Origin of the sequence: Flavobacterium gilvum (assembly GCF_001761465.1) — a bacterium.
In the GTDB taxonomy this organism is placed as follows: domain Bacteria; phylum Bacteroidota; class Bacteroidia; order Flavobacteriales; family Flavobacteriaceae; genus Flavobacterium; species Flavobacterium gilvum.
This window is the reverse complement of record NZ_CP017479.1, coordinates 2,774,659-2,799,362: the sequence shown is the minus strand read 5'-3', so window position 1 is coordinate 2,799,362 and position 24,704 is coordinate 2,774,659. Positions and strand designations below refer to the sequence as shown.

24 protein-coding genes, 1 tRNA gene and 1 pseudogene are annotated in these 24,704 nt (G+C 33.9%); 8 read left to right on the top strand and 18 right to left on the bottom strand.

Translation table 11 applies throughout. The features are described 5' to 3' along the window. Positions 1-256: 256 nt before the first annotated feature. Complete coding sequence (locus EM308_RS11705; protein ID WP_035635165.1) at positions 257-763, bottom strand: DUF2911 domain-containing protein; 507 nt, start codon at positions 761-763, stop codon at positions 257-259. A gap of 173 nt (positions 764-936) precedes the next feature. On the opposite strand from EM308_RS11705, the gene EM308_RS11700 reads away from it, so the two are divergent. Together EM308_RS11700 and EM308_RS11695 are read left to right on the top strand one after the other, a co-directional pair. Continuing rightward, entirely contained in the window at positions 937-2,853 is a 1,917-nt protein-coding gene (locus EM308_RS11700) for a DUF294 nucleotidyltransferase-like domain-containing protein (protein ID WP_035635163.1), read from the top strand. Between the two features lie 2 nt (positions 2,854-2,855). Next, positions 2,856-3,452, top strand: coding sequence for a 3'-5' exonuclease (locus tag EM308_RS11695; protein WP_070261843.1), 597 nt, complete (start codon positions 2,856-2,858; stop codon positions 3,450-3,452). 7 nt (positions 3,453-3,459) lie between these two features. On the opposite strand, the gene EM308_RS11690 is transcribed toward EM308_RS11695, so the two are convergent. The 7 genes from EM308_RS11690 to EM308_RS11660 all read right to left on the bottom strand — a co-directional run bounded on the left by EM308_RS11690 (position 3,460) and on the right by EM308_RS11660 (position 9,149). Continuing rightward, positions 3,460-3,969 carry a 4'-phosphopantetheinyl transferase family protein gene (locus EM308_RS11690; protein ID WP_231926269.1) on the bottom strand — a complete coding sequence of 170 codons (510 nt, stop codon included), beginning with the start codon at positions 3,967-3,969 and terminating at the stop codon, positions 3,460-3,462. Beyond that, complete coding sequence (locus EM308_RS11685) at positions 3,966-4,220, bottom strand: acyl carrier protein (RefSeq protein WP_035639450.1); 255 nt, start codon at positions 4,218-4,220, stop codon at positions 3,966-3,968. Before EM308_RS11685 ends, EM308_RS11690 begins: the two co-directional genes overlap by 4 nt. A gap of 37 nt (positions 4,221-4,257) precedes the next feature. Further along, positions 4,258-5,532, bottom strand: coding sequence for a beta-ketoacyl-[acyl-carrier-protein] synthase family protein (locus tag EM308_RS11680; RefSeq protein WP_035639453.1), 1,275 nt, complete (start codon positions 5,530-5,532; stop codon positions 4,258-4,260). A 14-nt stretch (positions 5,533-5,546) separates the two neighbouring features. Further along, the gene (locus EM308_RS11675; protein ID WP_035639455.1) at positions 5,547-5,975 is read right to left on the bottom strand and encodes a 3-hydroxyacyl-ACP dehydratase FabZ family protein; all 429 of its coding nucleotides are present in this window, start codon (positions 5,973-5,975) and stop codon (positions 5,547-5,549) included. A 170-nt stretch (positions 5,976-6,145) separates the two neighbouring features. Beyond that, on the bottom strand, positions 6,146-7,198 hold the full coding sequence (locus EM308_RS11670; protein WP_035639460.1) for a type III polyketide synthase: 1,053 nt from the start codon (positions 7,196-7,198) through the stop codon (positions 6,146-6,148). A gap of 42 nt (positions 7,199-7,240) precedes the next feature. After that, positions 7,241-7,951 (bottom strand): methyltransferase domain-containing protein, encoded by a 711-nt coding sequence (locus EM308_RS11665; RefSeq protein ID WP_035639462.1) that lies wholly within the window; start codon positions 7,949-7,951, stop codon positions 7,241-7,243. A 67-nt stretch (positions 7,952-8,018) separates the two neighbouring features. Further along, on the bottom strand, positions 8,019-9,149 hold the full coding sequence (locus EM308_RS11660) for an NAD(P)/FAD-dependent oxidoreductase (RefSeq protein ID WP_051877865.1): 1,131 nt from the start codon (positions 9,147-9,149) through the stop codon (positions 8,019-8,021). A 165-nt stretch (positions 9,150-9,314) separates the two neighbouring features. Between EM308_RS11660 and dnaX the strand changes: the two genes are divergently transcribed. The 3 genes from dnaX (at position 9,315) to EM308_RS11645 (ending at position 11,745) form a co-directional block, all read left to right on the top strand. Continuing rightward, on the top strand, positions 9,315-10,400 hold the full coding sequence (gene dnaX, locus EM308_RS11655) for a DNA polymerase III subunit gamma/tau (RefSeq protein WP_035639465.1): 1,086 nt from the start codon (positions 9,315-9,317) through the stop codon (positions 10,398-10,400). Positions 10,401-10,618: 218 nt separating this feature from the next. Beyond that, positions 10,619-11,071, top strand: coding sequence for a hypothetical protein (locus EM308_RS11650; protein WP_035639466.1), 453 nt, complete (start codon positions 10,619-10,621; stop codon positions 11,069-11,071). Between the two features lie 116 nt (positions 11,072-11,187). Continuing rightward, positions 11,188-11,745: an acetate uptake transporter gene (locus EM308_RS11645; RefSeq protein WP_035639491.1), complete on the top strand. Its 558-nt coding sequence runs from the start codon at positions 11,188-11,190 to the stop codon at positions 11,743-11,745. A gap of 75 nt (positions 11,746-11,820) precedes the next feature. Here EM308_RS11645 and EM308_RS11640 read toward each other — a convergent pair whose 3' ends face one another. The 9 genes from EM308_RS11640 to EM308_RS11595 form a co-directional block, all read right to left on the bottom strand. Continuing rightward, positions 11,821-12,864 carry an o-succinylbenzoate synthase gene (locus tag EM308_RS11640; protein ID WP_035639467.1) on the bottom strand — a complete coding sequence of 348 codons (1,044 nt, stop codon included), beginning with the start codon at positions 12,862-12,864 and terminating at the stop codon, positions 11,821-11,823. A gap of 126 nt (positions 12,865-12,990) precedes the next feature. After that, a complete protein-coding gene (locus EM308_RS11635) occupies positions 12,991-14,193 on the bottom strand; it encodes a tetratricopeptide repeat protein (protein WP_035639470.1) in 1,203 nt (400 codons plus the stop codon). A 142-nt stretch (positions 14,194-14,335) separates the two neighbouring features. After that, a complete protein-coding gene (locus EM308_RS11630; protein WP_035639473.1) occupies positions 14,336-15,013 on the bottom strand; it encodes a metal-dependent hydrolase in 678 nt (225 codons plus the stop codon). An 80-nt stretch (positions 15,014-15,093) separates the two neighbouring features. Then, a complete protein-coding gene (menA, locus tag EM308_RS11625; protein WP_035639476.1) occupies positions 15,094-16,056 on the bottom strand; it encodes a 1,4-dihydroxy-2-naphthoate octaprenyltransferase in 963 nt (320 codons plus the stop codon). Positions 16,057-16,128: 72 nt separating this feature from the next. Beyond that, the gene (locus EM308_RS11620; protein WP_035639477.1) at positions 16,129-17,646 is read right to left on the bottom strand and encodes a PH domain-containing protein; all 1,518 of its coding nucleotides are present in this window, start codon (positions 17,644-17,646) and stop codon (positions 16,129-16,131) included. Continuing rightward, positions 17,646-18,164 (bottom strand): PH domain-containing protein, encoded by a 519-nt coding sequence (locus EM308_RS11615; protein ID WP_231560035.1) that lies wholly within the window; start codon positions 18,162-18,164, stop codon positions 17,646-17,648. The genes EM308_RS11620 and EM308_RS11615 overlap by 1 nt, the downstream gene beginning before the upstream one ends. Positions 18,165-18,227: 63 nt before the next feature. Continuing rightward, positions 18,228-19,058 (bottom strand): 1,4-dihydroxy-2-naphthoyl-CoA synthase, encoded by an 831-nt coding sequence (locus EM308_RS11610; RefSeq protein ID WP_035639480.1) that lies wholly within the window; start codon positions 19,056-19,058, stop codon positions 18,228-18,230. Positions 19,059-19,499: 441 nt separating this feature from the next. Beyond that, complete coding sequence (locus EM308_RS11600; RefSeq protein WP_035639483.1) at positions 19,500-20,831, bottom strand: Gfo/Idh/MocA family protein; 1,332 nt, start codon at positions 20,829-20,831, stop codon at positions 19,500-19,502. Between the two features lie 165 nt (positions 20,832-20,996). Beyond that, a complete protein-coding gene (locus tag EM308_RS11595; RefSeq protein WP_035639485.1) occupies positions 20,997-21,914 on the bottom strand; it encodes an alpha/beta hydrolase in 918 nt (305 codons plus the stop codon). A gap of 398 nt (positions 21,915-22,312) precedes the next feature. On the opposite strand from EM308_RS11595, the gene EM308_RS11590 reads away from it, so the two are divergent. The 3 genes and pseudogenes from EM308_RS11590 to EM308_RS11580 all read left to right on the top strand — a co-directional run bounded on the left by EM308_RS11590 (position 22,313) and on the right by EM308_RS11580 (position 24,368). Further along, the gene (locus EM308_RS11590) at positions 22,313-22,837 is read left to right on the top strand and encodes a DUF4468 domain-containing protein (RefSeq protein ID WP_035639486.1); all 525 of its coding nucleotides are present in this window, start codon (positions 22,313-22,315) and stop codon (positions 22,835-22,837) included. A gap of 201 nt (positions 22,838-23,038) precedes the next feature. Next, on the top strand, positions 23,039-23,404 hold the full coding sequence (locus EM308_RS11585) for an ISAon1 family transposase N-terminal region protein (protein WP_035640510.1): 366 nt from the start codon (positions 23,039-23,041) through the stop codon (positions 23,402-23,404). After that, positions 23,385-24,368, top strand: a pseudogene (locus tag EM308_RS11580) (ISAon1 family transposase). Before EM308_RS11585 ends, EM308_RS11580 begins: the two are co-directional and overlap by 20 nt. A 120-nt stretch (positions 24,369-24,488) precedes the next feature. On the opposite strand, the gene EM308_RS11575 reads toward EM308_RS11580, so the two are convergent. Beyond that, positions 24,489-24,566: transfer RNA gene (locus EM308_RS11575), tRNA-Val, on the bottom strand. Positions 24,567-24,704: the final 138 nt, after the last annotated feature.

Sequence of the window (24,704 nt, the reverse complement as noted above, 5' to 3'; positions counted from 1 at the left end):
TTTACCAGAATACGGATATTCAGCAAATCATGCTCTTTTTTGAGCAAAACACAAATATTTTAATTTGAACTATAATTTATATTATGTAAAATATAATTATTTAAAACCCTCTATTCATAATAATTTATTGCAATTCTTCTCAGGATTTGTCTAGATTTATTTTTTCAAAAAAAAATGAACACTACCCTTCTTTTTATTTAGTTAAAAAAAATCATCGCCAGTATGACGATGATTTTTATAGAATATCATTTAAAAATTATTTTACTTTAAAACCAATATCCCAATTGTCCCAACTTAAAACAACGTCTTTGGCATTTATTACGTAAACAAGTTGTTCAGCACTCGTTTTGGCAACTTTTGGTTTTACAGTTACACGCAACTGATCTTCTTTTTCATTGTATTTATAAGCGCCCCATTGTTTGGCTTCTTTATTAAATACAAGAATACATTGCTTTTCATTCGGAATTACAAAAAATGAATATTTTCCGGCGGGCAATTTAGAACCTTCAATTGTGAGATCTTTATCGGTTTCAAATGTAGTAGCTTCGTTGGCTCCAGCTCTCCAAACTTTGTCAAATGGCACTAATTCACCCCAAATTTTGCGTCCTTTTACAGAAGGACTGCAATAATTAATCTGAATTGTGGCACCATTAATTGTCCCTGTGGCTTTTTCTGGCGGGCTTTTAGGTTTTTCTTGAGCATTTACAAATGAAATTGCAAAAAACGAGAATAATACTAGTAAAGAGATTTTTAAAATTTTCATAGTTTGTTTGTTTATATAGCAATAAAATTAAATAATTACGTTTAATACTCTCCTAGGAACTAGTATTTTATGAAAATTTTAACTATCTTGTAATTAGTTAAAATTAGTTTTCGGAGAACTACTTTTAAAATCTATTTTTATTATTTTTACAAGCCTTACCTTACTAACAATCTATGAATACAATTGCTGAAAATATAGCAGATTTTTTGAAAGAATACCCGCCATTTGATAACTTGACTTTTCAGGAACTATCGGCTATTGCAACAAATATTCGAGTTTTGAATCTCGAAAAACACGAAATTTTATTTCAAATAGACGACAAACTACATGATTGTTTTTATGTGGTTGCATCTGGTATAATTCATTTATCGGTTATTGCAGATGCCGAAGAAACGCTCTTAAACAAATGTCATGCAGGTGATATATTGGGATTAAGACCTTTTTTTGCCAAAAACAATTACATGATGACGGCAAAAGCCCGTGAAGAAAGTATTGTTTATGCGATTCCTATTGCTACTTTCAGACCATTTGTTGCCAATAATCCGAATGTTTTAAATTTTCTTTTGGAAAGTTTTGCAACCAATACATGGAATCCAAAAGACAAAGAAAATCTAAAAGGTAAATTGGTTAGTGATAATATGGTTTATATTGATCAAAAGTCTGAAATGCAGTATTTTCAGTCGCTTTCCTACAATAGACAACCACTTATAGCAACAATTAATGACACTGCCAAAGATATCGCCCTGCGAATGACTGAAAATCTTAGTACAAGCGCAGTGATTTGTGATAATCAATTGCCTATCGGAATACTTACCCATACCGATTTGTGTTCTAAAATAGCCACTGGTTTGTTTCCGTTAACGGTTGCTGTTAAATCCATTATGTCGTCGCCTGTAGTAACCGTAATTGAAAATGTTTCTTTGGCCGAAGCACAGCTTTTGATGCTAAGAAACAGTGTAACTCATCTATGCGTAACTTCAGACGGGACGGATAAATCTCCTGTAAAAGGAATAATTTCAGAACATGACCTAATTATTGCCCAAGCAAATAATCCAGGCGTTTTAATCAAGGAAATCAAAAGATCATCGACTCCCAAAGACTTAAAACTTCTTAGAGATCGATTGACTGAATTAATCCAAAATTCTATTTACAAAAATATTCCGCTATCTAATATTAACAATATCGCAAGCGAAATAAATTCGGCTATTTTAAAACGTGCCGTTGAATTGTCTATTCTGGATTTGGGCTCTCCTCCTGTACGGTTTGCATGGTTAAGCATAGGAAGCCAAGGCAGAAAAGAACAACTATTATTGACCGATCAAGACAGCATATTAATATTTGAAGATGTATCTCCCGACAAATACAGGGACGTAAGGGATTATTTTCTAAAGTTGGGAAAAAGAACAACTGCAACATTAGAAAAAGTAGGTTATGAATTATGTCCAAACGGGCATATGGCCAGTAATATGCTTTGGTGTAAATCACTGACCGACTGGGTAAAACAATACGATAGTTGGATGAATACTCCAGGAGAAAACAGCAATGACCTTAGCAGTATTTTCTTTGATTTGGATCTCGTTTTTGGAGAAAAAAAGATATTTGAAGCTATTGAAAATGTCATTCAAAAAGACTTAGAAAACAACTCCTTATTTTTTGATTTTTTAGGTAATGATGCTTTAAGAAAAAATTCGCCACTTACCTTTTTCAAAAAATTTGCGTTAGAAGAAGAAGGTCCAAACAAGAATAAATTTGATATAAAAACGAGAGCTTTAATGCCTTTAATAGACGGGGCCAGATTGTTTGCTTTGCATTTCAAAATAAAAGGATTAAACAATACCTACCTACGTTTCAAACAATTAGCTATAATTGATTCCAAAAATTCTGACGTATATATAAATTGCGCTGAAGCATTTTTGGTCATTTCAAAATTCAGAGTAAACGAAGGCCTTAAAAATGAAAATTCAGGTCAGTACATAAATATGAGTGAACTAACCAAACTGGATAAAGAAAAGTTAAAAAATGCCTTGGCTCCAATGAAAGAACTGGAAGAATTGATTAAAACTAATTTTAAACTAACACAATTTTCATAATAATGCTGGATTGGCTCAAAAATATCAACAAAGAATATCCTGATTTCTGGAAAACTTACCTTTCTAAGTTTGAACAAAAATCAAACAGATATGTCGTGTTCACTACAGAAACCTCAGGACTAAATCCTGATCATGACATTATTTTATCTATTGGCTCTTTCGCCATAGTTGACAACAAAATACTTATTGGTGATAGCTTTGAATCTGTTTTATTGCAGTATAAATATTTTCATGACAACGGACTTTCAAATGAATTTATTTTGGAAAGCAAAATGAAAAAATTAAGTGAACCAGAAGCTATTCGTTTGTTTATAGAATATATCGGAAATGCTGTTTTAATTGGTCACCATGTAGATTTTGACGTTGACATGATCAACAGTGCTCTCGCCCGATTGGATTGCGGTCGATTGAAAAATGAAGCACTAGATATTGATGTAATGTACCGAAAACTTGTAGACATCAATGACAAGCAATTTTCTCTTGATGAATTATCTGATATTTTTAAACTACCCAAAACCTATAGAAATTCACCTTCTGAAGATGCTTACACTATCGCTTTATTATTTTTAAAATTAAAAAAACGACTAGGAATCAAATAAAAAATCATTATTCACAGGTTATCACTCTAAGAAAACGGCCGTGATGCGTAATAGAAACGGGATTAATTGTATTTGAAAAATTATTCAAAATATAAGGGATTCCGTTTTCTTTTTTTATACTTTCCAAAGAATTCAAAACTTTTATTTTATTCCAAATTGAAACTTCGGAAACCGCTATTGTATAAACGTAGTCTTTTTCAATTTGCGTTTTTGTATAAAAAACAAATCCTTCGATAGAAACAGTTCCCGATTGATTATTCTCATAATTACAACACAATCCCAACGGAAAATATTCCCTTATTCCTGTAATCCGATTGTAAATTTTATAAGCAGCCTCCTTCCTGCTCCATAAATTCCAAACCATGAGTTCAGGATTGGAATTAGTAAGAATGAGCCGTTTTTCATCTTGAGAAAAAATTTTATCTAGAAAACCTTTCCTTTGCCAATTACTCTCACTCTGAGCCAAATCAAGATCAACTATATCATTTCCTATCACAACTATATCATTTCCTATCATCTTTTTACCAATTCATCCTCAATGATTCCAATTGTTGATTTTACTGTAACCATTTTTTTCATTGCTTCATTATCAATTAAAATATCAAATTTTTCTTCTATATCCAATACAACATCAACCAAATTTGCCGAGTTTATCTTCAAATCATTCACGAGATCCGTCTCTTCAGAAATAGCATCAAAAGCCTCTTGATCTTGAATATAGGGCTTAACAATACTCTTTAGTAGTTCTAATGTATCCTCTCTGTCCATAAAACTTTTTTTTTAAATTAATAAAAATGCTCAATTACTATGCTTCCATTTTTTTAAAAACCACACAACCATTTACATCCCCAAATCCAAAACTGGCTTTCAAAATAATTTTCAAATCTTTTTCAATCATTTTAAGCGGAATTCTTGACACATCCACAATATCAGCAATTTCCGGATGAAGATCCTCGCAATTTCGATTCGGAAAAACAAATCCGTGATACAATTGCAAAACACTCGCCACACTTTCTACACTCCCGGCTGCCGACAAACAATGCCCGACAGTTGATTTTAACGAATTTATATAAGGAAAATCTTTTCCATTTCTATTTAATGCCAAACTCCAATTCAGAACCTCAAGACTATCCTTGGAAGTTGCTGTAAGATGCCCATTAATAGCATCAACATCTTCAGGAAGGATTCCAGCGTTTTTTATCGCATTTTGAATGCATTTTTGAACAGCCACAGGGTTTGGCGCAGTTAATGTACCTAACCCTCTTTGTCCTCCGGAGTTTAAATTACCTCCCAAAACTTCGGCATATATCTTTGCTCCTCTTGCCAATGCCGTTTCCAAATCTTCCAAAACCATAGCGCCGGCTCCACTCGCTGGCACAAAGCCAGAAGCCGTTGCAGACATTGGTCTTGACCCTAATTCTGGCGAAGCATTATAACTTGAAGTACAAACTCTCATAGCATCAAATCCTCCCCAAATATACGGCCCGGAATCACTGGTGCTTCCCGCCAAAACCCTCTTCGCCTGACCAGATTGTATTCGATCATAAGCCATAAGAATGCTTTCTGTTCCAGTTGTACAGGCTGAGGAATTGGTACTTACCTGATTTCCTAAACCTAATTTTCCCGCCAGATAAGCACTTACTCCGCTATTCATTGTTTGAATTACTGTGGAGCTACTTAAACTTCTGACTTTCATTTCGTCAATTTTATAAATGCTCTCCCGAAATTTATCAATCCCCGAAGTTCCTGAACCAAAAATAGTTCCGCTTTCCCAATCGGGTTCACCAGATTTTTCGATTGACAAACCAGCATCTTTCCACGCATCAATTCCCGCAATTACACCGTATAAAATACCTGTTGAATTAAAATTTTTAAGCTCTAATTCCGAAAAATAATTCAAAGCCAATTCCGATGAAACCTCAGACTTTCCGGCAATCTGACAGGAAAATTTCAATTTTTCCAATTCCTCAAAATGCCTAATTCCCGAAATTCCGTTTTTTACCGAATGTAAAAATGCATCAAGTCCAACCCCATTTGGAGCAACTATACCCATGCCAGTTATTACAACGCGGTTCTTCATTTATAATTACATTATTAAGCAATCATCCCAGAAATTGTTCCGCTACAAACAATTTCATTCTTTTGGTTTTTCATACTAACTTCACATTTTAGTTTTCCAAATCTGAAATATATTTTTTTAGAAACAACAACTACTTTTTCATTCGGGAATACGGGTTTTAAAAACTCAATATTAGTTGATGTTAAAGCAATTGAAATATTTGAATTAAAGTTTTCATTTAGTAAAAAAATCCCCAAACAAACTACTCCAATCTGAGCCATAACTTCTGTTAAAATCACACCTGGGGTAATCGGTTTTTCTTTAAAATGCCCTTTATAAAAATCCAGATTTTCATCAAAAGTGTACTCCCCTTCTACTCCATCTTCATCGATTTTAATGATTTCATCGACAAACAAAAAAGGTTTGCAATACGGTAATTTTGAAATTATTTCTTTTTTTTCCATTCAATTATTGTTCATATTCTAGTTCGCCACAAATTACACTAATTGTCACAAATTATATTTCGTTTTAATTACACGAATCACAAAAACTGATAAAATTCGCGTAATTCAATTTTTATTTATAAAAAAAATTAGTGACAATTAGTGTAATTTGTGGCTAACTTTTTAAAATCCTAAAACTGCAACAACACCCTTTGAGCCGAAAACCCAGGTCCAAAACTCAGCATTAACCCTTTAGTTCCTTTTTTTGGATTTTTATCCATAAAACGTTCCAAGACATACAGCACAGTTGCGCTTGACATATTTCCGTACAATTTCAAAACTTCCTTCGTATCGTTTATATCTTTTCCATAATCTGAAAAAAGATCTTCTACGATTTGAACAATTTTTTTCCCTCCAGGATGAAAAATTAAATGGTCAATATCCCCTATTTTTAAATTATTTTTTTTTAGAAATGGATGAATAATATCGCCAAAATGAGAAGCAATCGTTTCGGGCACATCAACATCCAAAATCATCTGTAAGCCAGAATTCGTAAGATTGAATCCCATCATGTGAATATTATCATAAAAATGATACATTTCTTCAGCTATTATTTCCGGTCCTTCCTCCTCTTCAACAGAAGAAAGCAAAACACAGGCCGCACCATCTCCAAAAATCGCCGCACTCACAATATTTGCCATCGAAAAATCATCTAATTGAAATGTTGCTGTAGGGCTTTCAACAGCAATAACGGCCGCCCTTTTACCCGGATTTGCTTGAAGAAATTTTTTAGCATAAATAATCCCTGAAATCCCGGCAGCACAACCCATTTCAGTAACCGGCAACCGAACAATATCCGGTCTCAATTTCAAACTGTTTATCAGATAAGCATCAAGCGAGGGAATCATTATCCCTGTACAGCTCACAGTGATGATATAATCCAAATCTTCAGGAAGCCATTGCGCTTTTTTCAAAGCTTTACTAAGGACTTTTTCTCCCAAATTGACAACCTCTTTACAATAAATGTTGTTTTTTTCTTCAAAAGAAGTTTTTTCAAAAACATCTATTGGACTCATTATAGAATACCGTTTATCGACTCCGGCTCCTTCAAATATTTTTTTTACTTTTCGAATAAAACGCTCTTCCTGACCTTTCAGCCAAATATCCAAAAAAGGAATAATTTCCTCTGTAGTTTTTGAAAACGAGGGTAATTCTTTGGCAACACATTTTATTTTTACGCTCATTAATTTAGATTTTGGGGTTTTATTCTAAAACTAAAAAACATTTTATTTTTGCACAATCCATTGGTAACGGAAAGCCCATTTCCAATGAATACTGTATTTCTTAAAATTAAGCCGTTCCGAAAAAGCAATCAATTCTTCCTTTTTGAATCCTCTCAATATCGAAATCAAACCATCTTTTCGCGACATTTCATTTAGCCTAAAAACAAAACAAAGCAACTGAAACAATCGATAAGCAACCGCATTTCGATGCAAATCATTTATCACAAAACCAAGTTTGGAATTCTTATCAAATAACGTCAATAATTTAATAATTTCTTGATTTTTAAAATGATGTAAAGTCAACGTACAAAGGATAATATCAAACTTTAATTCACAAAAAGATTGACTTAAAACATCTTCACAACGATAACTAATATTGGTATATTTTTTTGACAAATCAACAGCGTAATTTACAGTAAACGCATTGGCATCAATTCCGGTCAATTCTAGATTTAATTTATTTTGAAAACCAAAATCTGCCAATCTCCGCAACATATCTCCATTGCCACAGCCTACGTCCAAAATTGTAATTCGATTTGAAACAGGTTCCTTTTCGAGTAACTTTTCAACTCCTCTCCTAGTCAATCTATTTCCACCCAAAAACTGATTAATCTTCGCGATTTTATCCAATGCCTGTAACAGGACAACGCCTTTTAATTCAAAATCATCCATTATTTCAGGACTATCTATCCTATGTTTGGTATCTACAAGCACTTTTTGATTATTAAAAATTCAATTCTTTTTTTTTGAATAAAATCAAAATAACTATCCCTCTCTTAGGTTATTTCACAGAAATAGGCTTTCCATGTGTCTGCTTTATTATAATTGGTATTAAAAAGGGTAATTTAATCAAAATTTTTATAAAAAACACAGAAAACGTGTTTTTTTGCATTAAAAAAGCCAAAACACGACCAATTCTTATCCTTTTATCAAAATTAACTCTCCATTCTTCAATATACTTTTGTTCTAATTCTTCCAGGGACTTTATTTTTCCGACATAAAAATCACTTATCAATTCCGAAACAATTTTAGCACTGTGAATAGCCATCGCCATTCCGTTGCCACATAAAGGATGAATTAAACCTGCCGAATCACCAATCATCAGAATATGGTTTTCTACTGTTTCTTTTTTATCAAATGAAACCTGACTGATCGTCAACGGGGAATCAAAGACCATTTTTGCTTTCTCAAAAATTAATTTCAAATGTGGATTTTTGATTAAAACTTGATCTTGATATTCTTCAATGTTTTTATATTTTTTAAAAGTTTCATAATTCGCCAAATAACAAATATTCACACTGTTATTCTCAACTTTTGAGACTCCACAATATCCTCCTTCAAAATTATGCAAACCCACCACTTCATTAGAAAAATCGACCAAATAGTGTGCTTTTACAGCAAGCCAATGCGATTTTTTTCTGCTAAATCTCCTATTTAATTTTAAATCAATATTGGATCGTTTACCAAAAGCACCAATAACAATTTCGGAAGTAAAAATCCTGTTATTAGATGTTGAAACAGTAAAAATATTGTTTTCAAAAACAACATTATCGACTTGATCCTGAACGATTTCACAACCATTTTCGACAACTTTTTCAAACAAAAAAGCATCCAGAGCAAACCTACTCAAACCGAATCCGCCAAGTGGCAAATCACAACTTATCAATTCACCATCTGCATTCGAAAATTCTAATTTTGTAATCTGTGTGGGATTTAATTGAGACAAATCAACCGAAAGCCAATTGAGATATGGTAGTATTTCATTGGAGATATATTCACCACAAACCTTATGCTTTGGGTACTCATTTTTTTCAATTAAAACAACTTTCAACCCAATTTTAGACAAATGTATCGCCGAAGTTAAGCCGGCCAATCCTCCTCCAATAATGACAATCGCTTTAGTAGAATTCATTGAAGAAACTATTTTAAAGTATTGAATTTCAAATTCAAAGTGAAAATACACAAATATTCTCTTAAAATCGAATTCAAATCAATTTTTAAAGAAAACAAAACCTTGAAAAAATTAATTGCTTTTTGATTTTTCAAGTTCTATATTTGCTTTCGAATAAATAAATACATGGAACAATTTGTAGTATCGGCACGTAAATATCGTCCGCAAACATTTAAAGATGTTGTGGGACAAAAAGCGATTACCAACACGCTGCTCAACGCTATAGAAAACAACCACTTAGCTTCGGCACTTTTGTTTACAGGGCCACGTGGTGTAGGCAAAACAACCTGTGCCCGTATTTTGGCACGAAAAATAAATCAGCCAGGATATGATGATCCCAACGAAGATTTTGCATTCAATGTATTTGAACTAGATGCCGCTTCCAACAATTCTGTTGATGACATCCGAAATTTGATTGACCAAGTTCGTATTCCACCACAAACCGGGCAATATAAAGTATATATCATTGACGAGGTGCACATGTTGTCATCAGCCGCTTTCAATGCTTTTTTGAAAACATTGGAAGAACCGCCAAAACACGCCATTTTCATTTTGGCTACCACTGAAAAACACAAAATCATCCCAACGATTTTATCACGTTGTCAGATTTTTGATTTCAAAAGAATTACCGTAAAAGATGCAAAAGAACATCTTGCCGATGTAGCCTCAAGCCAGGGCGTTTCTTTTGAAGATGATGCTTTGCATATTATCGCTCAAAAAGCGGATGGTGCAATGCGTGATGCTTTATCTATTTTTGACCGAGTAGTTTCTTTCTGCGGAAACAACTTAACCCGTCAGGCCGTAACCGAAAATTTGAATGTTTTGGATTACGAAACCTATATTTCCGTTACGGATTTAATTTTGGAAAATAAAATCCCAGATTTATTATTGGCTTTCAATGATATTTTATCCAAAGGCTTTGATAGTCATCATTTTGTTTCGGGACTAGCCACTCATTTCAGAGATTTATTGGTTTGCAAAACTCCTGCGACACTCGTATTATTGGAAGTTGGTGAACAAGCACAAAAAATGTATGGCATTCAGGCGCAAAAATGCAATCAGGATTTTTTATTAAAAGGAATCGACATCACAAATGATTGTGATTTGAAATACAAATCCAGCCAAAACCAAAGATTACTTATCGAACTTTGCCTGATGCAACTTGCCTCTATCACTTTTGATGGAGAAAAAAAAAAGTTGACCAATTTATAATTCCTCCTACTTATTTCCGAAGAAACGATTATTCTATTGTTGAAGTAGCCAAAAAAGAAAACAACAATATTAATGTCAATGGCAATAGCAATGACAATGACAATGTAAATATTCAAAAGCCAGAAGTTTCCCAAACAAATGTAGTTCCTGAGGAAAAACCGCAAATCCAAAATTCTGTCCCTCCAAGTACTCCAAGCAACGAACCTAAATTTTCGGCTTTGTCACTTTCCAGTATTCGAGCCAAAAAATCTTTAGAAGAAAATATAAAAGGGTTCGTAAAAGAAGACAACAGCGTTTTGCCTACCGAAGCCTTTACGGAAACCGAAATGCTTTTGCAATGGACAAAATACGCCCAACGCCTGGGAAGCAAAGGATACAAAATAATGGAATCCTTACTCTTAATTAACGATCCAAAACTAAACGGTACAAAAATCTCTTTTGAATTACCCAATGAAGGATCCAAATTAGATTTTGAAAGTGAAATGATTGGTCTTTTGGGACATTTACGTGGACATTTGCACAATCACGATATCACCATTGAGGTAACCGTAAACGAAAGTATCGAAATCCGAAGAACTTTTACCGACCAAGATCGCTACAACCGTCTTTTGGAACTAAATCCAAATATTGAATTATTACGAACAACTTTTGGCTTGGATTTGAATGCCTAAAAAATCAATTATTCATGATAGTTATCATGTCAGAATAAATGTTATTTTTACAACTTTACCGCTTTAACCATGGTAAACTAAAAACATTTACTAACACTAACAAAAAAAGAAAAAAAATGGAAAACAAAACAGCAAATCCGGCACCTTTAGGGCTTTTGGGCTTTGGGATGACAACAATTTTATTAAACATTCACAATTTGGGATTTTTCCCCGTTAGCGGCGTTATTATATCAATGGGGATATTTTACGGAGGGATCGCACAAATTATAGCCGGAATATTATCATACAAAAACGGAAAAACTTTTGCTGGAACAGCTTTTACCTCTTATGGTTTCTTTTGGCTTACTTTAGTTGGAATCTGGCTTTTTCCAAATACCGGATTTGAAATGGCGGGAACTACTCCAGCTCCATTTTTCGGCTGTTACTTAATACTTTGGGGGATTTTTACCGCATTTATGTGGTGGGGAACCTGGGGTGGTAGCAAAGTACAGCAATTTGTATTTTTATCATTGACTGTTTTATTTTTCGTTCTTGCAATTGAAAAAATTTCTGGAATTGAAGCCTTAGCTCCAGTTGCAGGTGCAATTGGTGTTGTTTGCGGAAGTAGCGCATTTTACCTAGCTGTAGCAGAACTATTAGAAGAAGTGAAAAACGAAAAAGTTTTACCTTATTAATTCATATAATTATTTCCAAAAAAAGGCTCGAAACGATTGATGCGTTTCGAGCCTTTTTCATATTAGGTCAGAAAATCAAAAATTATCAATATCAAAATCCCATTTCAGCTCCTTGCTGTACCACAACTGCCCTTTTGAAACAAGCAAAGGGCAATCAAAATTATTGGTATATAAAGCACCAGTTCCTAATCCTTGAGGCATTGGATTATTGAGTGTAAAAGTCCACTGCGAAATCGCATTCAACCCGATATTACTTTCTAAGGCCGAAGTAATCCACCAACCAATATTGTGTTTTTCAGCTAAGGAAATCCACTCTTGAGTACCTCGAAATCCACCCACAAAACTTGGCTTCAAAATGACGTATTGTGGCTTGATTTTAAGCAACAATTCTTCTTTCTCTTTGAGTGTAAACACCCCTATCAATTCTTCATCCAAGGCAATAGGAAAAGGAGTCGTTTTACATAACTCTGACATACTGTCAGGTTGATTTTTTTTAATAGGCTGCTCAATGCTATGTAATTTAAATTCAGATAGTTGATGTAATTTATATAAAGCTTCATTTAAATCAAAAGCACCGTTTGCATCGACTCTTATTTCGACTTGTTCGGGAGTAAAATGTTGCCTAATAAAGCGCAATAATTGCAGTTCTTTATCAAAATCTATAGCGCCAATTTTGAGTTTTACGCATCGGAAACCACCCGCTAATTTCTCCTCAATTTGTTGCTTCATAAAAGCCTCATTTCCCATCCAAACCAATCCATTTATTTCGATTGATTTTGTTCCGTTTGTGAACTCGGAAGGAAAAAGCAAAAAAGGAGTTTTGCTAGCCAAAGACAAAAAAGCCATTTCGATTCCAAACTGAATTGAAGGAAATTCCAATAATTTTTCCCAAAGTTGATCTTTCCCAAGACGAATATTTGCGCAAACCCATTGTAATTTTTCTTCATAATCGAGACGGTCATCAATACTTAAACCTCTTAGGATTCCGCATTCGCCTATTCCCTTTTTACCGTTTTGTTCCAAAACGATAAACCAGGTTTCTTTTTCGGTCATAACACCACGGGAAGTACCGGATGGGCGTTTGAAGTTTAGGATATATTTGTGATAGGTTGCTTGCATACTATTTAGATTTAAAAAAGTCATCTAGTTTGTCATTCCGAGGAACGAGGAATCACATAATGAGAACAACTTGTGTGATTCCTCGTTCCTCGGAATGACAAAAATCACCAAATTGAAAACAATCAACTATTCTTTTAATAACTTCAAAACTCGCTGAAAATCTTCATTTTGAATTCCAACTTTTTGGAAATCTTTAAAATCCTGTTCGGTTTTTTGAACCCAACTTAAAGAATCCGTTACGTTTTGATTTTGATATTTTTTATAGATTTTTTTGGCTTCTTTATAATTATCGCTCAGTAAATAAGCGTGTGCTAAATTCAGTTGAACCAACAACTCCGTATTATCTAGTTTTTCGCCATCTTTCAAATACCTTAAGGCTTTACCATATTGTTTGGTCAATAAATAACTGCTCCCAATTGAGTTATAATCCGAAATAGTGGCTTTGCCGTCATTTATAATTACAGCCAATTTGCTAATTGCCTCACCGTATTTACCCTTTTTCATCAAAAGTGAGGCTTCTTTACGCAGGTCACTATAAACTGAGCTCGGAACGCTTGTTTCACCAAAACAACTATCACCAGCATCTTTAAAAACCTTGGAACGCTCTATCGCCAACAGCTTTTGAAATTCCTGGAATTTATATTTGGCTTGAATTTTTTCCAACACACATACACAAAAAATATCTGAGTTAGTCATTTTTTGAGCCATCGTAGATGTTTTGCATTGGTCAATAATCGCTTTTCTATTTTCGATGCTCCATCCACGACTTAATTTATTATCAACCCAGGGAACGACTTCCAAAACGATTTTTTGCTTCATAATCCAGTTTTTGCTTTCAAAACCAAACCATAAAGCAGACGAATTTCCATTAAGACAACTTGATTTGTCTACAGAAAGACGCTTGGCATCTTTACTAACAGGCTCATCCTGAACCACACAAGATCCTTTTGTTTCGCCAGAATCCTTGTACTCTGAAGCTAAATTTTCAGTTGAAAAAATTGCGTATTTACATTTGTCGTCACCGGATATTTTTGACAAAACAAAAACTGCTCCTGCAGACCCCTGACTGATTCCAGTTGGATCCGGAATTGATTTTAGAACCGAAACCAAACTGCTTGCAAGTTGTTGGTTTTCATCCAGCAGCGTAATTCTATATACTACTTCAGTAGTTCCTATTGGCAAATCTTCTGTTTTTACAACAATTCGATCTCTTGCTGAAACTATAATTTCTTTTGTTGTAGACCTGTTTTTGTCCCAATAACCATCTTGTTGTGAGAAAACGAGCGAAGTAAAAAGAAATGTAATAAATAAAAAAAGCCTTTTGGTCATTATTGAAAAATTAATATGATTTTAAAACAAATTGTCTTGAAACATGGAAAGCCCTAGCCCAGATGGAAACGGCATCCTGTTGTCCTGGGGTTCAGGACAACAGATATAGTGGACAGCTGGATTAAGCTCCAAATTATTATCGTTATAATTCGATGAAACTACCTATTTCAAGTAACATTAAATCTTTTCCTTTATCAAAAAATTTCTTTATGGCTTGTTCGTGATTGATTTCGATGTAACCAAATGTGTCGTAGTGACATCCTAAAATCTTATCGCATTCAACAAAATCAGAAGCGATTATAGCATCATCCACATCCATAGTAAAATTACCCCCGATTGGAAAAATAGCTAAATCCAACTTGGTTCGCATCGGGATGAGTTTCATATCCATTGTAAGAGCGGTATCTCCAGCAATGTAAATGTTTTTGTGTTCGCCTTCTATCACAAAACCACCGGGATTTCCTCCGTAAGTGCCGTCTGGAAAAGAACTCGAGTGAATGGAGCTTACATATTTCAATTTCCCAAAGTCAAAATCCCAACTACCTCCATGATTCATAGGATGCGATTGAAATCCTTTGTTTCCATAGTAAGTTGCAATTTCATAATTGGAAACAATTAAGGCTCCGGTACTTTTGGCAATGGTTTCAACATCGACAACATGATCGCCGTGAGCATGCGTCAACAGAATAAAATCGGCTTTAAGCGTATTAATATCAATGTGAGACGCTTTTGGATTGGCCGAAATATAGGGATCGACCAATATGCTTTTACCACTGACTTCTATTCCCAAAGAAGAATGGCCGTAGAATGTTATTTTCATTTTAGCTTAAGTTTTAAAAGTTATAAAAAAACAAAAAAAAATATTTCTATAGAACTTTGATATTTCAATTACGTTTGACTTTACCTTCCCCCAAGGAAAACATTCACAAAAATGTCTGAAATCAATGAAATCATGCATATAGACAATAATATCGAAAGTAAAAATGTGCTCAATGCCACTTTCTTTAATTCGGGATCAAGCAATTTGGGATCTTGATTTTTAGAAACCGTTACTAAATGTTTTGTCAACGGAATATATGCCAATAAAAACAAATATTGATCAAAACGAAAATCACTCAATATGGCAAAAACAATCACAGCAACCATAGCTGAAATAATTAGGAAATAATGATATTTTTTGGCTGCATCGGCGCCAATTTTTACCACGACTGTATTCTTCCCTGATTTGGCATCCGAAGCCTGATCACGCATGTTGTTCAAATTCAAAACTCCAACACTCAATAATCCAATGGCGATTGCTGGCAAAACAAGCACAAAATCCAATTGTTTTGAATACAAAAAATTAACTCCCAAAGTACTTACCAATCCGAAAAATCCGAAAACAAAAATATCGCCATATCCACGATACCCGTATGCAGAAGTTCCAACTGTATACCGAATTGCCGAAGCGATTGCCATAATTCCCAACGCCAAATAGAACAAGGAATACACAAGATTGCTTTCTCCAAAAGCTACATAAATAAGGAATATTGCAGAAGCCAGAGTTAATATTGAAGTAATTACCAGAGCTTTTTTCATGGCTTGTGGCGTAATTACTCCACTTTGAATGGCCCGTTTTGGTCCTACTCTATCTTCGTTATCCGTTCCTTTGATCCCATCGCCGTAATCATTTGCGAAATTTGAAAGTACCTGCAAGCCCAAAGTCGTTAATAACGCAAAAGCAAATATTTCCCAATTAAAAACGTCTGTTGGTGTCAATATTTCGTTGGTAGGGTTTGCCAATGCATACATACTTCCTACTATAATTCCCGAAACGGATAATGGTAATGTTCTTAATCTTGCTGCTTCAATCCAGTGTTTCATGTTTTTTTGTTTAAAGTTTAAAGTTTCATGTTTCAGGCTTTAAACTTGAAACCTGAGACTTGAAACAATTATTTACATCCAATTACTATCGGAAGTTTCCATTTCGTACAACCAAAGGTTGACATATTGTTTTATTGCTGTAAAATTACCCAATTGAAAGCTAATATCCCCACCTGCGGTATGCAAAGTTAAGGAGCCAATATTGATATTTTTGTGCCAAAACAATTGTGAAGTTGTAATCGCCTGAATTTTATTGGGTAAAATAATTTTGTTGGTTATGTCCCACGCGCCACTTTGCAGGATTATAAAGTCATTATTGATGTAAAGGCGGTTGTTTTTGAATATGAAAAATTGAATAATTCCTGCAAAAACAACATACAATAAAACCAAATAATCAATTGTAGGGAATTGTTCCAATATAAAATCCCTGACAAAATAAAATCCCAACAAAGGTAATCCAATGGTTAAAAAAACGGAAAATCCGAGTTTTCTGAAATTAGGTTTTAACATCACTCCTTTTTCGGGAATTTTTTGAAATAAAAGTTTCAGAATTGTGTCTTTTTCACATTTATTGCAACCCGGAATTTCAATATGCTGTTTTTGGTTTTCTTTTTCACCTCCGGTAGCCTGCTTTATTTTTAAATGCAAAACATCCATTTTCTTTTGAAAAAAATTCTGTGTGACACTTGTAATTTGGACTTTCTCTGGTTTTATAATAGTACTTTTAGTATTCAACAAACCATAAGACATTAATAAAGAACCCTTTTGCCTCGAAATTTTATAATCAAAATAAGTAAAAATTGTTTTGACCAAATTAATAATGATTACAGTCAAAAAGAAAACGATGAACAAAATCAATAATGCTATTGTAATTTGGCTTCCATCAACATAATCCTCAATTTTTTGATCATCTAAAACGTCTTTTCCTGTTATTTGTTTGATATGATCATAAACCGAAATAAAAAAAGCCAATAAGACAAAAAAGCTTTTTACATAATTGGACGTAATACCAATTTTGAGCAAGCTCAAAAAACTGATTTTCATAAACGGAACTTCTACATCGCTTTTTTCAATTGAAATAGCATTGGAAACATTGCTATCTTCATTAAAACCCAAAGCCATTTTATTTTCATTTTCCAATAAACGGGCTTTTAAATCCAAAGCCAAATCATGGGAAATCGCCTTGATGTTCCCCTCATTTTTATTGGAGCCAGCGGTATCTACAGCCAATTCGTAAACACCAACCAATTTTTGAATAAATGACTGATTGATATTTACCTGCTGAATTTTAAATAACTGAATAGCTGTTTTTGTTTTGTTAAAAACGCCTTCAGTTATAATAAACTCATTATTTTCTTTATCGATATAAAATGTAAAATTGAGATATTTCAAATAGGAAACTATTCCAATTATTAAAAAAACAACCAGAGTTCCCAGCAGTAAATAAACTTTATTAATCTCATTGAATTTAAAAATCCAAACAACCAAAATAGGCCATAAAGCCTTGGCATATACTTGAAGGGAATAAAAAAACATTACCAAAATCCCCACAATAGATTGTCGCTGTGGCTGATTAAAATCGGCACTCATTATAATTGTTTTTGAATTTTCCCCATCAACAATTGTTTGATTTTTTCAGCCTGTTCTTTTTCGATTCCAGGAATCATAATATCACTGGAACTCCCCCCGGCTGTAAAGATTTCAATTTTTGCCAACCCAAAAAAACGAGAAAGCAATCCTTCATGTAAAGACACATGCTGTACTCTGTTATAAGGAATTACGAGTGTATTTGTGGCGATAATTCCGTATCTAAATAATACATCATGATTGCGAAATGCAAATCCTTTTTTCTTAAAACTTAATCTCGAAAAGAAAATTACGAGTAACAATAAAACCACATAAAGAATACTGAGTTCCAAAATAAACGGATTTAGCTCTTTATTAAAATACAGTAAAGTGCACCCTCCTATTCCAATTATCAAAAAAAACACGGCAAGACTTATCAGAATCACTTTCCAATAATCAGGATGCAAAACAGAGAATTCAACTTCCTCGTATTTTGGCAGTTGATTAGTATCGATAGTCTCGTTTGTAAAATCTTCCATCATTTTTTTGTTTCAAGTTTCAGGTTTCAAGTTTAAAACTTAGAACCTGAAACTTTTAAACTGTTTTTATGGCAACCATTTTTTTTCAAAATTAGGCTTGCGTTTTTCTAGGAATGCATTTCTGCCTTCTTTGGCTTCTTCGGTCATATAAGCAAGTCTAGTTGCTTCGCCGGCAAACACTTGTTGTCCCACCATGCCGTCATCAGTAAGATTCATTGCAAATTTCAACATTTTGATAGATGTTGGCGATTTAGCCAAAATTTCCTGAGCCCATTGATAGGCCGTTTCTTCCAATTCTGCATGTGGAATAACCGCATTAACCATTCCCATCTCGTAAGCCTCCTGAGCCGAATAATTTCGCCCTAAAAAGAAAATTTCACGCGCTTTTTTCTGTCCAACCATTTTGGCTAAATATGCAGAACCGTATCCTCCATCAAAACTTGTTACATCGGCATCGGTTTGTTTAAAAATGGCGTGTTCTTTACTCGCCAAAGTCATATCACAAACAACATGTAAACTATGTCCTCCGCCAACGGCCCAACCCGGAACTACAGCAATAACAACTTTGGGCATGAAACGGATTAATCGTTGAACCTCAAGGATATTCAAACGATGTTGACCATCTTCACCAACATAACCTTGGTGTCCACGGGCATTTTGATCTCCGCCACTACAAAAAGAATACACTCCATCCTTAGAAGAAGGTCCTTCGGCAGAAAGCAAAACCACACCTATAGAAGTATCTTCTTGGGCATCATAGAAAGCCTGGTACAATTCGGAAGTCGTTTTTGGTCTAAAAGCGTTGCGAACATTAGGTCTGTTAAATGCAATTCGAGCAACACCATTGCATTTTTTATAGGTTATATCTTCAAATTCTTTGGCAACAATCCAATCCATTCTTTATACGTTTTAATTATTTTAGTGTAAAATTAAGCCATTTTTTTTACATTTCTAAAGCTTAATACAAGAGCCCACAAAAGAAACAAGCATATCCTGAATCAGCATTGGACTTTGGTAGATTTTTTTTCACGCAGACTACGCAGATTATCGCAGATTTTTTTAATTTAAAAAAAAAATCGTGCAATTTGTAGCAAATGCGTAATTTTTGAGTTTAATCAAAAAGTTATTGAAGAAATTATTAAAAAAATTATAAGTTCGATTATTTTTTTCTTTTGGGAATGATGAAAAAAATGCTAAATCTCTCTCTTTAGCCCCGATTGTAGTGGAAATCCTTGTTTGCCGGGGTTCGGCAAACAAGATTGCAACGTAAAGCGGGACCCATCTTCCTGAAAACACCTAATCTTTCTGCTCCAAAAAATTAATAATCGAGCTCCTTGCTTATAGTTTTATTCCCCATTCATTGGACATAGGTCGTCCCAATAAGGCATTGGCTTCTGAATCATTATCGAATTTTTCTTTTTCTGGGCTCCATTTTAATGGTCGTTTCAACTGATACGCAATATTACCAATATTACAAACAGTAGCTGTACGATGACCGGTTTCTACATCACAAATTGGTTTAACACGGGTGCGCATGGCATTCAAAAAATCTTTATAATGATTTTCACTTTTGTAAACATGCTTCTGATTATCACCAATTATTTGCGACTTTAACGATGCAGGAGTTGTTTCGAGTTTACCTCGACCTATGCGTATTTCACCTTCGGTACCTGTAAACAATACAGCATTGTTCCATTCCCATTTTTCATGAGTCATGATAACATTATTTTTATACTTATACGTAAGGAACGCATGATTCGCATCTGGTGCAAAAACTTCAGTCGGGCCACTGTTATCCATATCTAAAGCCCATTGGGCGATATCAAACATGTGAGCACCCCAATCTGTAACCATTCCGCCTCCAAATTCTTTGTAAAGTCTCCAATTTGGATAAACATCTTTTGTAATAGGTGGAGCTAGTTCAGAATTAAAAGGTTTAAATTCATTTGGTCCAAGCCACTTCTTCCAATCTAAACCGGCAGGCGTAACTTCCTCCGCTAAATTATATGCAATCGGTGGAGCACCAATATTTACTTTAATACTTTTTATTTCTCCGATATAACCATTACGCACTAATTCTACAGCCTGTCTGAATTCAGGCCACGAACGCTGCATGCTTCCTGTTTGAAAAATACGATTGTTTTTGCGAGTGGCATTGACCATTGCTCTTCCTTCTTTTACTGTAAGCGATAATGGTTTTTCGCAATAGATATCTTTTCCGGCTTCGGCTGCTCTCACCGCCATTGCTGCATGCCAATGATCGGGTGTTGCAATTACAACAGCATCAATATCTTTTCTGGAAAGTAATTCTCTGAAATCTGTATAAACACCAATATCATTCAAGTTACCACCTTGCTGGTACTTTTCCTGATTCTTTTTTATGATGTTAAGCATCTGTTCTGTTTTGTCTTTATAAACTTCACTCACCGCCCGAATCTTAATTTCGTTTGTCGATAAGAAAAAATTACTGAGTATTCCTCCCTGTTTACCACACCCAATAAATCCAAGCGAAATGATATCACTTGGAGCAATGTATCTAGAACCATCGGGACGGTTTCCTCCCAAAACATAGCGGGGTACAATAATAACCCCTGCGAGAGCTGTTGCTGATTGTTTTAAAAAATCTCTGCGGCTAGCGCCTAAATGGTTTTCCTTTTTATCGTTGCTCATTAATATTTGGTTTTTATTGGTAAGACTTTAATAGCCCGCCTAAAATACAAATATTATGTTAATTACAATAAATATAATTAAAAACCATGTTAAAATTCAAAACTATAATAAAACAATAATCCTCATTAAAAACCTATAGCTATTTTGAATATCAAAATTATCTTATCAAAAAATCAATCCATTAGCAATCATCCATTTTTCGCATGCATCTGCCCAATTTGTATTGGTTCCAGACGTGCCCAAACCATAACCATGCCCTCCATTTTCATAAAGGTGCATTTCGACCGGAATTTTATTTTGTTTTAACGCCAAATAATAATTTATACTATTCTCAACAGGAACATCTTTATCATCGGTTGAATGTACTAAAAAAGTTTTTGGAGTGATTTCATTGACCTGTTTTTCATTCGAATATTTCTCAATCAGTTCAACACTAGCATTCACTCCCAAAAGATTTTCTTTAGATCCTCTATGTGTAATCCCATCTTTCATTGAAATTACAGGATAAATTAGTATTGAAAAATCGGGACGAGCACTAATGTTATCTTTGGATTCATATACTTTGTCATCGTAATGTGTAGATAATGTAGCTGCTAAATGTCCCCCAGCGGAAAAACCAAAAATACCAATTCTTGATGTGTCAAGATTCCAATCTTCAGCGTTTCTTCTTAGAGTTCTTATCGCTTCTTGAGCATCTTGCAAAGGACCAATCGTTTTATCTTTCATAATAGCATCACTTGGCAATCTGTATTTTAAAACAAAAGCCGAGATGCCAATAGATTGGAGCCATTTGGCTACTTTATCACCCTCTTCTTCATGGGACAAATGAGAATAGGCTCCACCTGGGCAAATGATTACTCCAGCATTTTTAACTCCTTTATTATTTGTCAAAAAACATTTTAAGGTTGGTTCCTTCACTTTTTGAATTATCGAGACATTGTAATCCTCGTCAATTATTGTTCGTTCTATATATCCTTCGGCTTCAATAGAATTAGGAATTTTGCTCCATAATTTTAGTTCATTGTTCTCTAAAACACTAGAAATATTCTTTTCGATTTTGTTTGACACAGCTGTTCTTTCCATTTTGCGGAATAATAAAATAATTACTAAGAAAAAGTTTTAGTTAAAAATATAATTTCAAATATACTTTGAAATATTCTTTCTTTAGTTGATAATCTTCCCTTTGGAGAGTACAAATTTCCTTGATTTTGTTATTTAACAAATTCTGATGCAAATTCTGGTGTTTTCTTGTTAATTATCCTTCCGAAGTTTCAGTCTAATAATTCAATGGTTATACTAACAACGAGTGATATTTCGTTATATTTGAATGCTAATTGACGAATGAAAAAAAGTAGTTTTTTTTAAATAAAAAATCAAAATAATATCTTCATTCTAGAATTGAGTGGTCAATATCACCGGAATTTACAATTAGAATTCAAAACTGCTGATTTAAAATAAAAATAATTAAAATGTCTTACACTATGAAAAGAATTCTTATTTCAACTTTATTGATATTTTCATTTTGTGTATACGGACAAAGACTTAATGTTCTCCCAAAAGACGAGAATGGAAAAGTTCATTTTACCAAAACCATAGAGTCAAATAATTTGAGCCAAGAGCAAGCTTATAATAAATCAAAATCATTTTTCAGCAATAATTTTAATTCCGCCAAAGACGTAATTGAACTTGATGATAAGGAAAAAAGCACAATTATTGGTAAAGCACATACGATTCTTAATATTCAAAATGGCAAAATCACCACTCCGGTACCATTATCATTTTCAATAAAAATTGAATCTAAAAATAATAAATGCAACGTTGATATATACAATTTGATATATAATAACGGAACTTTTGCAGAAACATTCTTTAGCGAATACAACGAAGCCCGATATATTAAAGCAAATGTCAAAAATAAATTAATAATGGAAAGCTATCGAGACCAAACACTTGAAAAAATAGCATTTATTGAATCCAAAATTAAAGAGGAGCTTAATAAGAATTAACAATTCTAGTAAGGGACTTACAATAAATAAACAAACAAACGAAACAGATATAAAAATTTTTATTTGTGTACCCATGTTTCACTTTACTTGTAATCTAAAAGAGCTACATACCGTTTCACTTTTCACATAGATTGGGATCAAGACGAAAAGTTGTGGAGAAATTTAAAAATATAGACATTTGTCATTTCATATTATATGCCAATGCAAGATTCCTTTATCGACTTACTTAAATTGTTATTACCTGAAATAATTGTAGATTATTTTGAACTTACTTCTTATGAAAAAGGAGATGAGATACTTCATCTGTACCTTAGAGAGATTAATTCAGTTCCTAAAGAATACAGGGCGTCTAAATTAAGTTCAAAAGGATTCTTTGATGAGATAACGGTGCAGGATTTTCCTATCCGAGGACACCAAGTGTATTTGCATATCACTCGCAGAAGATGGCTTAACCAAGACACTGGAAAAGTGGTGTTTAGAGATTGGAATTTAGTAGCGGACGGCACTCGAGTAACACAAGAGTTTGCGTCTTTTTTAAAAGAGATCAATAGATTCCAAACCAAATGATTGTAATGCCATTGCCTCTTTCTATGGAGTTTCAGGTAGAAATTTACAATATCAATACAAAGAGTTTTTAAGTAATTTCAAAGCTTGGGATCAACTCAAACATGCGGAAAAATGGCTTCTCTTTCCCCAAAACATAGGCAAACGCTTGTCAATAGATGAAACTTCCCTTTCCAATGGCGAACTATATACCGTTGTAACCAACAAAGCGGCTAAAGGAAGAAAAGGAACCATAGTTGCTATGATTGCTGGAACTAAAGCGGAAACGGTAATATCTTTCATTGAACAAATCCCAATCAAACAGCGCAAGCAAGTCAAAGAAATTACTTTGGATATGGCAGCAAATATGGGATTAATAGCCAAGAAATGTTTTCCAAATGCAATTCAAGTCACCGACCGTTTCCATGTTCAAAAACTAGCACTAGACGCTTTACAAGAAATCAGAATAAAATACCGTTGGCAAGCGATAGACCTAGAAAACGAAGCTATTGAGAAGGCTAAAAGCAGTAAAATTAAGTACGAATCTCAAATGTTATCAAATGGAGATACCAATAAGTAATTATTAGCCAGAAGCCGGCACTTTCTCAACAAAAACAAGTCTAAATGGTCAAAAAGCCAAATAATTAGAGCTATATTATTGTTCGATTTATATCCTGAAATCCAAAAAGCATATGAATTAGCTCAAGACTTAAGAAACATCTTCGAGAATACACAGAATAAAATTATTGGACTCTCAAGATTGGCTAAATGGCACGAGAAAGTAAATCAATCCGGATATAAATCCTTTAACACAATCTCACGATCAATAGAGAATCACTATCAAACAATCTTGAATTATTTTGATAACAGAAGTACCAATGCTTCAGCTGAATCTTTTAATGCAAAAATAAAAGCGTTTAGATCTCAATTTAGAGGGGTTAGAAACATTGGATTCTTCCTTTTCAGGCTAACCAATATCTATGCATAAATTTTACTTCCCCACAGGTTTTAGGATTGATCCATAGATTGGCTATGTGGAAAATATGACACGCAATTTTCGAACAAAAAAAACCTCCAAAATCAAGTAATTTTGGAGGTTTGTGAATTTTGGTGGGCGATGAGGGGTTCGAACCCCCGACCCCCTCGGTGTAAACGAGGTGCTCTGAACCAGCTGAGCTAATCGCCCTATTGCGTGTGCAAATATACAACTAGAACTCGTAATTGCAAGCAAAATTACAGAAAAATAGAATAAATTTTATCCAGTTTTTATTTAATTACTCATAAACAGTGCTTTATTCGTAGTTGAAACTCTATCTTTTTTTTG